This window comes from Mesorhizobium sp. M0626, from assembly GCF_040320665.1.
Taxonomy (GTDB): Bacteria; Pseudomonadota; Alphaproteobacteria; order Rhizobiales; family Rhizobiaceae; genus Mesorhizobium.
This window is the reverse complement of record NZ_JAMYQD010000021.1, coordinates 41,387-56,707: the sequence shown is the minus strand read 5'-3', so window position 1 is coordinate 56,707 and position 15,321 is coordinate 41,387. Positions and strand designations below refer to the sequence as shown.

Annotated in this window: 12 protein-coding genes; 2 read left to right on the top strand and 10 right to left on the bottom strand. The window is 63.8% G+C overall.

Annotated features, from left to right (window positions below; all coding sequences use genetic code 11):
* Positions 1–120: 120 nt before the first annotated feature.
* On the top strand, positions 121–1,575 hold the full coding sequence (locus NKI37_RS25565) for an FAD/NAD(P)-binding protein (protein WP_050593973.1): 1,455 nt from the start codon (positions 121–123) through the stop codon (positions 1,573–1,575).
* Between the two features lie 80 nt (positions 1,576–1,655).
* Here NKI37_RS25565 and NKI37_RS25560 read toward each other — a convergent pair whose 3' ends face one another.
* Both NKI37_RS25560 and NKI37_RS25555 read right to left on the bottom strand, forming a co-directional pair.
* The gene (locus tag NKI37_RS25560; protein ID WP_023727404.1) at positions 1,656–3,251 is read right to left on the bottom strand and encodes an ABC transporter substrate-binding protein; all 1,596 of its coding nucleotides are present in this window, start codon (positions 3,249–3,251) and stop codon (positions 1,656–1,658) included.
* Positions 3,252–3,345: 94 nt separating this feature from the next.
* Positions 3,346–4,941, bottom strand: coding sequence for an ABC transporter substrate-binding protein (locus NKI37_RS25555; RefSeq protein WP_023824720.1), 1,596 nt, complete (start codon positions 4,939–4,941; stop codon positions 3,346–3,348).
* 336 nt (positions 4,942–5,277) lie between these two features.
* On the opposite strand from NKI37_RS25555, the gene gcvA reads away from it, so the two are divergent.
* On the top strand, positions 5,278–6,288 hold the full coding sequence (gene gcvA / locus NKI37_RS25550; RefSeq protein ID WP_352594876.1) for a transcriptional regulator GcvA: 1,011 nt from the start codon (positions 5,278–5,280) through the stop codon (positions 6,286–6,288).
* Between the two features lie 6 nt (positions 6,289–6,294).
* Here gcvA and NKI37_RS25545 read toward each other — a convergent pair whose 3' ends face one another.
* The 8 genes from NKI37_RS25545 to NKI37_RS25510 form a co-directional block, all read right to left on the bottom strand.
* Positions 6,295–7,155, bottom strand: a complete 861-nt coding sequence (locus tag NKI37_RS25545) for an NADPH-dependent oxidoreductase (RefSeq protein ID WP_352791033.1) — start codon at positions 7,153–7,155, stop codon at positions 6,295–6,297.
* Positions 7,156–7,206: 51 nt separating this feature from the next.
* Entirely contained in the window at positions 7,207–8,301 is a 1,095-nt protein-coding gene (locus NKI37_RS25540; RefSeq protein WP_023727407.1) for an LLM class flavin-dependent oxidoreductase, read from the bottom strand.
* Between the two features lie 74 nt (positions 8,302–8,375).
* Positions 8,376–9,731, bottom strand: a complete 1,356-nt coding sequence (locus NKI37_RS25535; protein WP_352791035.1) for an LLM class flavin-dependent oxidoreductase — start codon at positions 9,729–9,731, stop codon at positions 8,376–8,378.
* Positions 9,728–10,909: an acyl-CoA dehydrogenase family protein gene (locus tag NKI37_RS25530; protein WP_352497535.1), complete on the bottom strand. Its 1,182-nt coding sequence runs from the start codon at positions 10,907–10,909 to the stop codon at positions 9,728–9,730. Before NKI37_RS25530 ends, NKI37_RS25535 begins: the two co-directional genes overlap by 4 nt.
* A 4-nt stretch (positions 10,910–10,913) precedes the next feature.
* Complete coding sequence (locus NKI37_RS25525) at positions 10,914–11,255, bottom strand: DUF3088 domain-containing protein (RefSeq protein ID WP_023733281.1); 342 nt, start codon at positions 11,253–11,255, stop codon at positions 10,914–10,916.
* Between the two features lie 10 nt (positions 11,256–11,265).
* Positions 11,266–12,621: an LLM class flavin-dependent oxidoreductase gene (locus tag NKI37_RS25520; RefSeq protein ID WP_352497536.1), complete on the bottom strand. Its 1,356-nt coding sequence runs from the start codon at positions 12,619–12,621 to the stop codon at positions 11,266–11,268.
* Between the two features lie 13 nt (positions 12,622–12,634).
* A complete protein-coding gene (locus NKI37_RS25515) occupies positions 12,635–13,810 on the bottom strand; it encodes an acyl-CoA dehydrogenase family protein (RefSeq protein ID WP_023815035.1) in 1,176 nt (391 codons plus the stop codon).
* Positions 13,811–13,831: 21 nt separating this feature from the next.
* The gene (locus NKI37_RS25510; RefSeq protein WP_352521928.1) at positions 13,832–15,271 is read right to left on the bottom strand and encodes an NAD(P)-binding domain-containing protein; all 1,440 of its coding nucleotides are present in this window, start codon (positions 15,269–15,271) and stop codon (positions 13,832–13,834) included.
* Between the last annotated feature and the right edge of the window lie 50 nt (positions 15,272–15,321).

The following is a 15,321-nucleotide window of genomic DNA, read 5'->3' as shown; positions in this document are numbered from 1 at the left end:
AGAATGCCTTTCGCCGACTGGCAATTATTGTTTTTTGACATCGGGTTGGGGCACAGCACGATGGTCGCCGCCGCAGTGATCGGCTAGAGCCACGCACCGTCGGCGTCACAAAGGTCCTTGATGCTTCATACCCCGTCCTCCCAGCCTTTAATCAGCACTTCGCGCTCGATCCCTCGTTCAATCATCATCATTGGCGGCGGCTTTGCCGGCGCGGTTACCGCGATCAAGCTGCTCGACCGTTCGACCGAGCCGCTGGCAATCACCATCATCGAGCGCCGGGCCGAGCTCGGCCGCGGCGTCGCCTACAGCACCATCGACCCGCAACATTTGGTCAATGGCGCGGCGCGCATCTTCTCGCTGCATCCTGATGACCCCGATCATCTCGTTCGCTGGCTCATGGCGAATGGGCCGGAGCATGGCTGGGCGCCGCCCGCAGATGTCCCGGACTCCAGTCCGCCGCGTTGGCTGTTCGGCAGCTATGTCCAGTCCGAACTGACGAGAGCGACCAAAGACGCGGACGGGCGTTCCTCATTGCGCCACATCAACGCCTCGGCAATAGACATGCTGACCGGTCCATGTGGTGTCTGCGTCGGCACCAGCGATGGCCAGCAATTGCTGGCCGATGAGGTCGTCCTGGCGACCGGCGTGTTCCAGAGCGAGCCGTCCGCCACGGAAGCAGCCATCGTCGGCGATCCCCGCTATGTCGCCAACCCCTGGAATCCGGCGGCGCTCGACCGGCTTGCCGGCAGCAGGCAATTGCTGCTGATCGGCTCGAGTCTCAGCATGGTCGACGTCGTCGCCAGCATGGAGGCGCGCGGCTTCAAGGGCAGCTATCGCGTCGTGTCGCGGCGCGGACAGATCGTCGAACCTCGGCGCAATACCGAAGCGTGGCGCGATTTTCTTACCGGGCGGCCGCTGCCGAAAACCACGAGGGCGCTTCTTGCCTTGGTAAAGGCCGAACGCCGGGCCATCGAGGCCGCCGGGCTGGACTGGCAAGGGCTGCCTTTGACGATCCGGCCGTGGATCCTGGCTCTGTGGCAAGGCGCTACCGACAAGGAGCGCCTGAAGTTCGCACGCCATCTGCGCGCTTTCTGGGACGTCACCGCGCATCGAGCGGCGCCGCCGAGCTTTGAGCGCGTCGCACTGGCGCAAAGCCAAGGCCGTTGGGCGGGCGGCGCCGGACGGGTGCTGGCACTGCATCCGCGAGCCGGCGGCATTGTCGCCGAGATCCGCTGGCGCGATAGCGGCGCGGTCGAACGGCTGCGTTTCGACGGTGTCGTCAACTGCCGGGGCCATCAGGAGCATGACTGGCGGCGGATCGCCGATCCGTTTGTCCAGAGCCTGCTGGAGAACGGCATCGTCAGGCCGCATGCGACCGGGTTCGGCATCGACGCCACGCATGACGGCCAGGTGATTTCCGGCGACGGCAGGACCCACGGCAATCTGTTTGCCATCGGCCATCCGCTGCGCGGCGTCGCCTGGGAATCGAGTTCCATCGGCGAACAGCTAGCGCAAGCCATCGCCCTTGCCGGCCTTCTGGTCGGCTCCAGCCCAAGGCTGCGTGCTCTGGCCTGACCGTTCTGCACCTCAAGACAATAGAATCGAAAAGGGCCGCGTCGAGACGCGGCCCCTTTTCTTGCTGATGTCCGCCGGGTTCAGGCGTTCGGATCGATATATGCGTCTGCGAAACTGGCCGACAGGCCTTCAGCACCCGGCGCGTAATTCTTGACGGTCTTGCGGGCAATGATGATGGTCGGCGGTGCGATCAGATTGATGATCGGCAACTCGTCGGCGATGATCTCCTGGAACCTGAAGAACAGCTGCTTGCGCTTGGCCTCGTCAAGCTCCACCGATGCGGCCTCCAGCAGCCGGTCGACCTCAGGGTTCTCGTAGTGCGCGCCGTTGGAGAATGGCAGTCCGATCTTGATGTTCTGCGACCAGTAGAGCCGTTGCGCACCGGCGCTCGGGTCGAAGATGTTGCCGCAGGATTCCGTCGACAGGTCCCAGGTGCGATCCGTGTAGATGGTTTTGACATAGGTGCCGAAGTCGAATTTCTGGATCTCGGCGTCGATGCCGATCTTGGCCAGTGCCTGTTTGAGGAAGTCGGCATAGCCCCACGGATTGTAGGGATTGTTGGTGAGCCTGAGCTTGAAGCGGATGCCGTCCGCTCCGCGCTTGAAGCCAGCCTCGTCGAGCAGTTTTTCCGACAGCGCCGTATCGACGGTCGCCGCCTTCACATCGGGATCGAAATACTTCTTGTTGACGACGCTGATCGGTGTCGGCGACACCTGGCCATAGCCGTAGAACACGATGGCATTGATCGCATCGAGATCGATGGCATGCGCGATTGCCTGACGGACCTTCTTCTCCTTCAGGATCGGGTTTTCCAGGTTGATGATCAGCTGGTGCAGCGGGCCGCTATAGGCAAAGACGGTGCTATCGACGACGAACTGCGGCAACGCCTTGAACCGCTCCAGATCGGCAAACGCCACCGGGTTCGGGCCGATGTCGACTTCACCCGTCTCGAGTGCCGCGGCGCGCGCGCCGGAATCGGTGATGAAGCGGAAGATGATCCGGTCGAGATAGGGTTTTGGCGCATCCCAATAGGTCGGGTTCTTCTCGACGATGATGTGGCTGCCCTTGACCCATTCCTTGAGCACGAACGGTCCACTGCCGATGATCTGCTCGAAGGACGGATCGTCCGCCGGCTTCAGCTTCTCGTAGATGTGCTTGGGCACGACGGGCGATTCCGTCGCGGCCAGCCCCGAGATCAGCGCGGCGGACGGTTTAGACAGTTTGATTTTCACCACATGCGGATCCGACGTGTCGACGTCGGTGACATTCTGGAAGGTGATGCGTCCACGCGGATGCGCTTCACGCAGCCGCGAGATCGAAAAGGCCACGTCTTGCGATGTCAAATCATGGCCGTCGCTGAATTTCACCCCCGGCCGCAGCTTGAAGACATATTCGAGCCCGTCATCGCTGATCGACCATTCGGTGGCCAGTTGCGGCCTTGGATTGAGGTCGTAGTCGTAGGCGAGCAGGCCGTCGAAAATCTTCGGCCCGATGGTGGCCGGTCCACCGGCGCTGGTGTTGATGGAAACGATCTGGTTGGGCTCGGGATAGTAGACGAAATTGAGCGTGCCGCCCGCCACCGGCTTGGCGTCTTCGGCAAAGGCCCCGGCAGGTAGGGCGGTACTCGCGCCGGCCAGCAGCAGGAACTGATTGAACAAGCGTCGGTTGATGGTCATGGTCGGTACTCCGCGTTTGCGCGATTTGTCTTTATGGGGAAAAGTCGGGATCGGTGGTTTCACGCACCGATCCAAGGCAAGGCAATCCGAGCGCCTATGCGTTTGGCGCGAGCCAGATCTGCGCGAAGCTGTTGTTGATGCCTTGCGCTCCGGGTGCGAAATCCCTGACCTTCTTGTTGGCAACAATCTGGGCACCGGCCGCAACGAGGTCGACCGACACCACGTCGTCATGGATGATGTGCTGGAACTTGTACCAGAGCTCGCGCCGTTTCGTTTCGTCGGGCTCGATTGCGGCGGCTTCGAGGATCTGGTCGACCTCGGGGTTCGCATAGTGGCTGGCGTTGGAGAAGACGAGGCCGATCTTGAAATTCTTCGACCAGTAGGCGCGCTGGACGCCGAGCGTCGGATCAAAGGTGTTCGACAGCGACTCAACCACCAGGTCCCAGGCGCGGTCGGTGTAGACGGTCTTCAGGAACGTCGACAGATCGAGCTTCAGGATCTCGGCGTCGATGCCGACCACTGCCAGCGACTGCCTGATGAAATCGGCATAGGACGCCGGCAGGAACGCGTTGTAGGCGAGCCGGAGCTTAAAGCGCGTGCCGTCGGCGCCGCGCGGATGGCCGGCATCGTCGAGCAGTTTCTCCGCCAGTTTGGGGTCGGGTTCGCGCGCCTTGATGCTGGGGTCATACCATTTGGGCAGTGCCGTGCTGATGGGACTTGGCGATACCTGCGCATAGCCATAGAGCGCAATGTCGACCAGCTTCTGCAGGTCGATCGCGTGGGCGATGGCCAGACGCACGTCGCGCTTGGTCAGGATTTCGTTCTCGTAGTTGAAGAACAATTGCTGCTGCGGGCCGGAATAGGCATAGGTGTTGGTGTCGACGACCAAAGCGGGGTTGGCCTTCAGCCGCTCGATATCGGCCAGCGGCACGGGATTGGCGCCGATATCGATCTCGCCGGTTTCAAGAGCCGCCGAGCGTGCCGCCGGGTCGAGAATGACATGCAGCACGACGCGGTCGAGGTAAGGCCTTGGCGCATCCCAATAGTTCGGATTGCGATCGAAGATCAGATGGCTGCCGGGCACCCATTCCTTGAGAACGAAGGGGCCGGTGCCGATCGTCTGTTCCAGCTTGGGCTGTTCTGCCGGCTTGAACGTTTCGTAGACATGCTTCGGCACGATCGGTGATTCCGAACTGCTCAGCGCCGTGATCAGATAGGGCGCCGGCTTCGAAAGCACGACAATGGCGGTGTGCGGATCGGGCGTCTCGACCGCTGTCACGTTCTGGTAGGTGATGCGGCCGCGCGGATGCGCCTCCTTCAGCCGGAAGATGGTGAAGGCAACATCTTCCGAGGTGAAGTCCTTGCTGTCATGCCACTTGACACCCTGGCGCAGCTTGAAGGTGTAGCGCAGGCCGTCATCGCTGATCGACCACTCCGTGGCCAGCAGCGGTTTCGGGGTGAGGTCGTAGGCGAAATCAAGCAGGCCTTCATTCACCTTGGGGCCGATCGCCTGGCCGGTGCCCGACGAGGTGTTGATGGCGATCAGCGATGTCGGATCGGGATAGTAGGCCCAGTTGAGCGTGCCGCCCTGAACGGGCGTGCCTTCGGCTGCAAAGGAAAGGCCGGGCAATGCGAAACTCGCACCCCCGAGCAGCAAGAGCTGGTTGAAATGACGACGATTGACAGACATGGTCTTGGGCTCCGGAAAACGGATTGCATCCGGCGGCCGAACGCACTCCGGCGCCTCGACGCAATGATCCCTGCCGTCGCGCAAAACCGGAAGAATGATTTTCTATCGTCGGCCGAAAGCGCCGCTTTGCACGACTGGTTCATTCCAGGCCTGCGAAGCCGACCGACACCCAAATCGGTGCTGCCCGTCTTATTTCTACAAGAATAGTAGACATTGCGATTTTTTAGATTTCCGTTCCCGCTGGCGCGACGCTGCGGCAAACGAAATTTTCCGCCGCGCGCTTTGGCGCAAAGCCCGCCCTCGTCGCGCCGGGTCCGAACGTGTTGAATGCGCCTCATGGTTGATGTCATTCGCGCCAAACCGAGGAAGCTACGACCGACGCTGGCGAGACTTCCGCCGCTGACCTCGCTTCGCGCCTTTGTCGCAACCGCCCGCCATCTGAGCTTTACGCGAGCGGCGGAAGAACTCCATGTCACGCCCGCCGCCATCGGCCAGCAGATCCGCCAGCTGGAGGATCACCTGGGGCAACCGCTGTTCCAGCGCAACCGGGGCGAGCTTTTGCTGACCTCGGCCGGTCAGGCGCTGATGCCCGGGCTCACCGAGGCTTTCGACGTCGTTGTCGAATCGGTCGCGCGTATTTCCGGCGACGAGGAGGATGCGCCGATCAAGGTGTCGGTCGCGCCCTCCTTCGCCAGCAAATGGCTGATCCCGCGCCTCGACGCGCTGCGTGAGGCGGTGCCCGGACTCGAAGTACTGGTCGATGCATCGACAAGGCTTGCCGACTTTGCCAGCGAAGATATCGACTGTGTCATCCGCTACGGCTCGGGCGCCTATAGCGGCCTCATCACGGAACGGCTGTTCTCGGAAGCGGTGCTGCCTGTCTGCAGCCCCGAATTTGCCCGCACGCACGGCCTCTTCCGTGGACCGGAAGGGCTGCGTAACGCGCCGATCCTGCATGAGGACGGGCCGGAGCGCGATCCAAGTTGCCCCGACTGGAAGGGCTGGCTGCGATCCAACGGCCTGTCCGGCCGCCTTGTCGACGGCGGCATACGGCTTAGCCAGTCCTCGCTGGTACTCGACGCCGCGGTTGCCGGCAAGGGCATCGGTCTCGGCAAATTCCGACTGGCCGAGCCTGACCTTGCGGCAGGGCGGCTGGTCAGCCCTTTCGGCTCGCCGCAGCCGGTCGAGTTTTCCTATTACTTCGCGACGACGCCACACAAGGCGAAGCTCGCGACCGTCGAGCGCTTCCATGGCTGGCTGAAGGCTGAGGCGCGAAGGGTTGGCGCACTCGACTTCACACCGCCGGCAGCACTGCCGGCGCGCATCGCCATCGTTGCCGCCGAATAGCCTAGGCTATTTAAGCTTGAAGCCCAGCGCCTTGAGCGCATCACCCAGGCGATCACGGCCTTTCAGCGCCGCAGTGCTGCCGATGCGGTTCGACATCAGTTCGGTCCAGTCGACAACGGGCATCGACTGCTCTTGCTGAAAGGTGCGAAGCGTCAGGTTGTACGCTGCGAGATCGTCCTGATCGACGCCTGACTGATAGCGCTCGCGATGCAGCACAACACGCTGCGGCAGTCTGGGCTTGATGTCGGTCGCAGCCAGGAGATCGGGACAGCCAACGGTCAGGCCGAACACCGCCACGGTTTCCGGCGGCAGGCCGAGCTCTTGCGCCACGGCCTCAGGATGATTGCGCATGGCGCCGATGTAGCAGGAGCCGAGCCCGAGCGCATCGATTGCCACCACGGCATTCTGCGCGGCAAGTGCTGCGTCGATCACGGCCAGCAGAAAACTCTCATGATAATCGAGCCCCTCGCCCGCCCGGCTGTTTGCCTCGGCAATGGCGCGCAGCCGTGACAGGTCGGCCAGCCAAACCAGCAGCAACGGCGCCTGCTCGATATGGCGATTGACCGCCGCCAGTCCGGCAAGCCGCGCCTTGCGCGCCGGATCCTCGACGGCGATGACGCTCCACGCCTGCAGATTGGACGAGGTCGGCGCCGACTGGGCGGCAGCGATGATCAGTTCGAGCGTCCCTTCGGGCAGAGGCCTGGCGAGATAGTTGCGGACCGAGCGATGTGAAAGGATCGCCTCGAGGGCTTCGTTCCAGTTTGCAGTGTTCGCCTCTTGCGGCGCCCGGTAACGCCGCCTTAGTGCTGCTTCACCGCGCAGGTCGGCGTCGGAAGGGCGGATGCTGAAAGCGGCTGGCTGTGGCATTGTCGTCCCTATTTGGCGATCTGGCTCGTTCGGTGTTCTGACAACCCCACGTCATTCAACAAACGCGGCTTGGACCCTATTGCGCAATAGCGGGAGCAACTGGTCGCCTTGCCGCTTGATCTCGGAAAGATACGGCGTGTCCGAGAGCACGAAATGCGTGATGCCCAGATCCCGGTACTTGCCGAGCGAACTGGCCACGTCGGCGGCCGAGCCGACCAGCCAGGTGGTGCCGGCGCCGCCGCCGCCATATTTGCCCGGCGCAGTGTAGAGATTGTCGTCCAGCACCTCGCCGCGCGTGTGCAGATCGAGCAGACGCTGCTGGCCTACCGCTACCGCCCGACCATGATCATTCCAGCCGGCGCCCTGGCCCTTTGCCATTTCGGCGACCTTCGCCTCGGCGTCCGCCCAGGCCTGCCCGGTGGTGTCGCGGACCAGCGTGGTGACCCGCAACCCGAATTGTAGAGGCGGGAGGTCCCGGTCAAGTTCCCGGCTCAAGGCCTTGAGCCGCTCGATCCGCTCCCGGACGCCGTCGAGCGGCTCGCCCCAGAACAGCTGGACATCGGCCTCGCTGGCCGAGACGCGCTCGGCCGCCTCCGACGCGCCGCCGAAATAGAGCCTGGGATGGCGACGGTTTCCACGGACAGGGATGCGGGGCATGACGGTAGACCCGGTGACCTTGAAGTGCTCGCCGGCAAAGGTGACGTTCTCTTCGGTCCAAAGTCTGCGAACCAGCCGCATGAACTCTCTGGTGCGGGCATAGCGATGGTTCTGCTCGCCTTCGCTGTCGCCATAGGCAGCGAGGTTGTCCTTGCCCGACACTATGTTGATACGCACGCGACCGCGGGTCAGCTGGTCGAGCGTGGCGACCGCGGATGCGAAGTGCGCTGGCCGCCAGTAACCCGGGCGGATCGCGATGAGCGGCTCGAAGGAGGTGGTCCGCGCGGCGAGCGCGGCGGCGACGGTAAACGTGTCGGGCCGGCCCCAGCCGGTACCGATCAGCGCGCCCTTCCAGCCGTGTTCCTCAAGCGCCTTTGCGTGGCTGGTCAGCGTCTCCAGGCTGTTGTGGTCCTCGACGGCCGGCTCGCCGCGGTGACCGGGATCGACCTGGTTCGGGATGTACCAGAGAAATTCGGGATCAGCGCTCATTGTCGGGCCTGTATTTTTGTCGGGCGTGGAGGTCAATGGCGGTACCTTCCGCGCCGTTATCGTTTGATGATCGTTCAATGGGTGGCCCCGAGCAACCCTGACGCCTTGTGCGGCTGCGGCGCGAAACGGCTTTCAGGCCTGATAAGGCCGAGATGGTCGCGTAGCGTGCGCCCTTCATAGTCGCTGCGAAACAGGCCGCGCCGGCGCAGGATCGGCACGACCGTATCGACAAAGACTTCCAGCCCGGTCGGCAGCACGTCAGGCATCAGGTTGAAGCCATCGGCGGCGCCGGCGACAAACCATCTTTCGACATCGTCGGCGATCTGCTCCGGCGTGCCGACAACGGTGCGGTGGCCGGTACTGCCGTTGAGCGCCCGGATCAGTTGGCGAACGGTGAAATCGTTGTTGCGGGCAAGTGCCAGCGTGGCCTTGAAGAAGGTGTGGCCGCTGTTGGGCGGCAGCGGGATGACGTCAGGCAGCTTCTCGTCGAGCCTCAGCCGCTCGCGGTCGATGCCGAGCACGCCCGACAGCCGCGTCAGGCTGTAGTCGAGCGGGATGCGGTCCCACAGTTCTTCCTGCCGCCGCTCCGCTTCCGCCTCGGTGCTGCCGATGATGGTGGCCAGACCGGCGAGGTTGAGCGGCACGCCGCCGCTTCTGCCATAGGCGACAGCCCGGGCCTTCAGCTCCTTTGCGTAGGCGAGCGCCTCCTCGAACGATTGCGACGCGGAAAACACCGCTTCGGCGTGGCGCGCGGCGAGCTCCTTGCCGTCATCGGAACCGCCGGCCTGGATGACCACCGGATGCCCTTGCGGCGAGCGCGGCACATTGTGCGGCCCATGCACCGAAAAATGCGCGCCCTCGTGCTCGATGGCGTGAACCTTGGCGGCATCGACGAAGCGCCCACTGGCGACGTCGCCGATGAAGGCATCGTCCTCCCAGCTGTCCCACAGCGCCTTGACTATTTCGGTGAATTCGGCGGCCCGCTCGTAGCGCCGGCCATGATCTATCGCGCCGGTCAGGCCGAAATTGCGGGCCGAGGCGGGATCGGCCGTAGTCACGATGTTCCAGCCGATGCGCCCGCCGCTGACATGGTCGAGCGTCGCGAAACGACGGGCGATGTTGTAGGGCTCGTTGAAGCTGGTCGATGCCGTCGCAATCAGGCCGATGCGCTCGGTCGCGGCGGCTATCGTCGCCAGCACGATGGTCGGTTCCAGCGATGTAATCGGCCGATAGTCGATGCGATCCGAAATTGCCGCCTGATCGGCAAGGAATATAGCGTCGAGCTTGGCGCGCTCGGCGATCTTCGCCACCTGCACATAGTGGTCGACGGTGAAGGCGGCATAGGGGTCGACCCCGTCCATCCGCCATGCCGCCGGCGAGAAGCCGGCGTGCAGGATGTTGACATTGAGGTGGAGCTGTCGGCCGCTCATCGAAAGACGCCGGGCTCGGGATAGGCGCCAGTCAGATACCAGGTGCCGACGGTGCGGGCCTTGTATTCGGCGGGGTTGTGCAAGGTGTGGATGCGCGCATTGCGCCAGAAACGGTCGAAGCCGTATTTGCGCACCGCCGAGCGCGCGCCCATCACCTCGAAGATCTCGGTGGTGACTTCGAGCGCGACATTGCCGGCCAGCACGTTGGCCGCGGCAACTGCAACCGCCGCTTCCCCGCGCTCTTGCTCGGTCAACGCCTTGCCGCGCGCGATCGCATGATCGATCGCCGCCGCAGCGCGATCAGCCAGCACCGTTGCCGCCCGCGTCTTGACCCAGAGCTCGCCATACTGCCGCTTGATCCATGGATCGTCGATGTGGCGCTCGACGCCGGAATACATCCACGGTCGCGAGCTGTTGAGCGTGTAGTCGCGTGCCGCTAGCAGTGCGCCCTGGGCGGTGCCGATGAAGACATTGAGCAGCACGCTTTGCTGCTGCAGCGGGCCGATGGTGCGGATCGGCAGCGACGCGTCCACCCAGCCGCGCACCAGTTCGTTGTCATGGACCCTAACATCCTTGTAGGCGACCTTGCCACTGCCGGTCTGCGTCTGGCCGATGCCATCCCAGTCGTCGAGAATGGTGATGCCCTCACGATCCGCGGGGATGGCCGCGAACTTCCGCTCGCCGCTGACCTCGTCTTCCCAGGAGGTCGAAAGATAGTCGGCGACATGCGAGCCGGAGGCGAAGGGCTTGAAGCCGCTGACGATCGTCCACTCGCCATCCTTGCGGCCGAACAGCGTCTTGGAAAAGCTGTTGCCGGTGTTGCCCCAGAACCAGTCGCCCGCAGCCGAACGCCGCAGCAGATCGGCTGAGCGCGGTTCGTCCGAATTGAGCCTTGCGGCGATCAGCGCGCTGAAATGGTAGCCGTAGATGTGGCCGATCGAGCCGTCGACCTTGGCGAACTCGCGGCCGATCTTCAGCGCCGTCGAATAGGGTTCGCCGGCGCCGCCGAATTCCTTGGGAATGACGATACTGAGCAGGCCGCTCTCCTTGAGCAGGCGGATCTGTTCGACCGGCCTGCCGCCAAGCTGATCGCGCTCGACCGCGTCGCGGGCAAAGATGTCGCGCAGCTCGACCGCCTTGGCGATCCATGGATTGGAGGTATCGGGATCGAAGCTCATCAGGTCACTCATGCAGATGCGGGAAGCCGTGGCGCTCGGCAAGCAGCGCAAGAATGCGCCTTGTGTCGTCGGCAAAGACCTTGCCCTTGGCGGTCGGTAGGTCGGCTGGCGGATCACTGCCGACGACCAGCACCGGCAGCGACTGGTGGCGTTCGCCGAGCGTATCGATCACCTTACCCCTCGGCCTTGCGAACGGCACGCGCTCGACGTCCAGCCTGGCAGCAAGATCGGGAAAGGCTGCGAGCAGCCCTTCGACCTTGTTGGAATATGGGCAGACGAAGGTCTGGCCCGGATGCTTTGGGTCGGCGAAACCCGGCTGGATGAGAAAGAGCGTGTCGCGCGCCATCGGCTCATTCCTATTCCGCCGCCGCCGCGGCATGCCGCGAAAAACGGTTTGCCGGCCGCTTCAGGCCGAGATTGTCGCGCAAGGTGCTGCCCTCATACTCCCGACGGAACAGGCCACGGTGGCGCAGTTCCGGCACCACCAACTCGATGAAATCCTTCAAGCCGCCGGGCATGATCGGTGCCATGATGTTGAAGCCGTCGGCGCCGTAATTCTCAAAGCGCTCTTCCATCGTGTCGGCGATCTGTTGTGGCGTGCCGACCACCTGCCAGTGGCCGCGAGCGCCGGCGATGCGCAAATAGAGCTGCCGGATCGTCAGCTTCTCGCGCCGCGCCAGATCGATGACCAGCGCCTGCCGGCTCTTGCCGGCATTGGTCTCCGGCAGTTCCGGCACCGGCCCGTCGAGCGGATAGGCGGTGAGATCGAAGCCGCCGGCCAGCGCCGAGACCAGACCGAGGCCCACTTCCGGCTGGATGAGATCCTGCAGCTGTTCGAACTTTTCCTGCGCCTCGGCTTCGCTGCGGCCGACGACCGGAAAGATGCCTGGCAGGATTTTCAGATCATCCTCTGAACGGCCGTACTTACCGAGCCTGCCCTTGACGTCGGCATAGAAGGCGGTGGCTTCATCGAGCGTGATCTGCGCGGCGAAAATCGCTTCCGCGGTGCGCGCCGCCAGCTCCTTACCGGGGCCGGACGCGCCCGCCTGGACGACGACCGGATGGCCTTGCGGCGTGCGCGGCGTGTTCAGCGGACCGCGCACCTCGAAGTGCTGGCCCTTGTGGTTCAGCACATGCAGCTTCTCCTTGTCGAAATAGCGCCCGCTCACTTTGTCGCGCGGGAAGGCATCATCCTCCCAGCTGTCCCACAGCCCAAGCACGACATCGGCGAATTCCTCGGCGCGATCGTAGCGGTCGCCGTGCTGGATATGCGTATCGTGGCCGAAATTGAATGCCGCATCCGGATCGGACGAGGTGACGAGGTTCCAGCCGGCGCGCCCGCCGCTCAGATGGTCGAGCGACGCGAACTGGCGGGCCAGATTGTAGGGATCGGAATAGCTGGTCGAAGCCGTGGCGATCAGGCCGATGTTGGTGGTCACCGCCGACAGCGCCGACAGCAGCGTAATGGGCTCGAACGGATAGACGCCGCTATGCGCCTTGCGGCTGGCAGCCTCGAGATTGCTCAGCCGCGCCGCGACGCCATCGGCAAAGAAGATCGCATCGAATTTGGCCGCTTCCGCGAGCCTGGCCAGTTCGACATAGTCGCCGAGGCTGGTCCCCTCGGCCGCCTGTGGATGGCGCCATGCCGCCACATGGTGGCCGGTGAAGAGAAGAAACGCTCCAAGCTTGAGCTTGTCCTTGCGCCTGGCCATTTTCCGCGCCTCCTCAGCGATACAACCCGCCGACCGGGAATTCCCCGGTCAGCAACCAGGTGCCGATGGTGCGCTTCTTGTATTCGGCCGGGTTGTGCAGCGTGTGCGTGCGCACATTTCGCCAGAACCTGTCATAGCCATTGGCCTTGGTGGCCGAGCGGGCGCCCATCACCTCGAAGACCTCGCTCGATGCGTCGAGACCGATTTGCCCGGCATAGACATTGGCGGTGGCAAGGTCGATCGCCGTCTGTCCGCGCTGCTCCAGGGTCAAGGCCTCGCCCTTGCCATAGGCGGCATCGAGGCTGCGCGCCGCCACATCGGCGAGTTCGGCGGCAGCCAGCGTGCGGATATAGAGATCGCCATATTTGCGCTGAACGAACGGATCGTCGGTGTGGTTCTCATAGCCGGAATAGACCCAGGGTCGCGATTGCGAGACCGTATAGTCGCGGCCTTCGCTCAGCGCTCCTTGCGCGCTGCCGACGAAGAGGTTGAGCAGGACCGCCTGCTGGAAGAGTGAAATCAGCGTCTGGAACGGCGTCAGCGGCACGGCGGGCGAGCCGATCAGTTCGTCATCACCGATATGCACATCCTTGAACGTGACTTTACCGGAACCCGTCTGCCGCTGGCCGACGCCATCCCAGTCATCCTCGATGACGATACCTTCACGATCGGCCGGGATCGCAGCTGCCAGGCGGTCCTGGCCGTCTTCCCATGCCACCTGGATATAGTCGGCGATGTGCGAGCCGGAAGAGAACGGCCGGAAGCCGTTCAGGATCCAGCCCGAGCCGTTGCGCCTGGCCGTAGAGGTCTTCGACATGGCGTTGCCGGAATTGCCCCAGACCCAGTTCTCGCGGGCCGAGCGTGTCAGCAGTTGGTCCCTCTGCGCGTCCGTACCGCGAAACAACACGCCGTTGAGCGGCAGATGATGGTAGCCGTAGAGATGGGCTAGCGAACCATCGGTGCGGGCAAATTCGCGCACGACGCGCAGCACCGACAGCCAGGGCGCGCCCTTGCCGCCATAGTTTTTGGGAATCTGCGCCGACGGCAGTCCACTTTCCTTGAGCAGGCGGATCTGCTCGACCGGTCGTCCACCGGCCTTGTCGCGCGCCACCGCATCGCGATCGAAGATGGTGCGCAGCTCGACCGCCGTGGCGACGAACGGGTCGGAAAGGTCAGGGCTGAAGGTCATGCGTTTGTCCATGGAATGCGTCTATTCCGCCGCAATGGTCTGTGCCGGCCGCCAGACGGCAGAGGCGTAGGCCTCCTCCCCGAACTCGGCCGGATGGCTGCCGGTGATGCGGCTCTCATGGCTGTCGAGATCGGCAAGGAAGAGATCGCGGCTGATGCGGGCGACGACAGCCGGCACGTCGCGCCTGATCGACGGAACATCGCCTATCGGCAGGCCGAAACTGACGAAGCCGCCTGGATTGAAGACGTGGATGTTCCTCAGGAACGGCGCCTCCCCCAGCGCTTTCTCGAGGAATTCATGGCCGAGGCCGAGATAGGGATGGGCGCCGAAAAATTCATCCAGTTCGCCTTCCGCCGGCGCGTATTGGTCACGCCACAGCCGGATCGAGGCGGCGAAATCGCTAAATTCCGGCTTGCGCGTCGGGTCGGCGAAATAGCCGGTGCCGGCGATGACGAAGTCGAAAGCGAACGTCTCGGCGCCGATGTCGGTGACGACCTTGCCGCCGTCGATATCCGCATTCGTCCAGGGGGCACCGAGATGCAGGTGGAAATTCTTGTGCCGCACCACCCGCTCCACGGCATGGGGCGGTGGCGTCGAACCGGCCTCGCGGAAGCGCAGTGCCTGGCGCCAGCGCACCGGATCGGGCAAGCGCGGATAGTTGTCATAGGCGCCGGGATAACCCCGCACGCGGTTGATCGGCACGCTGGCGATACTGGTGCGCCGCGCGAACAGGCGCACCGATTGCGCGCCGGCCTCAAGGGCTGTCCCCGCCGCATCGAATGCCGAAGCCGCCGACCCGACGACAGCGACCGCTTTGCCCTTGAGCGAGGCAAAATCGATTGCTGCAGAACTGTGTGCGACAAAGCCCTGGGGCAGAGCAGCGAGCACCGCCGGTATCATTGGACCGCCGCTGCCGCCAAAGCCATTGGCCAGAATGATCTTCCGCGCCGTTTCGATCAATGGCGTGCCGCCGGCATCGAGGTGGAGGCGAAGATACCCGTCAGCCGGCTCGATGCGAAGGAGACGCGTGCCGTAGCGAATGCCAATGCCGAGAAAGTCGCGATACCATTTCAGGTAATTCGCCCAATCCGTCCGCGCGATGCGGTCGAAGCCTGCATAGGCTTCGGCACCATGGCGCGCTTCGTACCAGGATTGAAAGCTCAGGCCCGGCAGGCCGAGTTCCGGTCCCGGCAGGCCCTTTGGTGTTCGCAGCCGGTTCATCCGCGCATGCGTGAGCCAGATGCCGGCCTTGCCCTCATCCGGCGCCGCATCGATGACCGTGACCTTGCCGATGCCGGCCCGCCTCAACGCGAAGGCGAAGGTCGCGCCCGTCTGCCCGCCGCCAACGACAAAGACATTGTGGTCGATGCCCTCCCGATCCGGCACCCAATTTTGCGGATCGGGACCGATCAGTCGAAGTGTTTCGCGGGCGTCGTGATCTGGATCGGACGGTAAGGCCATTTCGGTCCTGGCTGAAGTTCAAGCGTTACACCAAACTCCGCCCCGGTCGG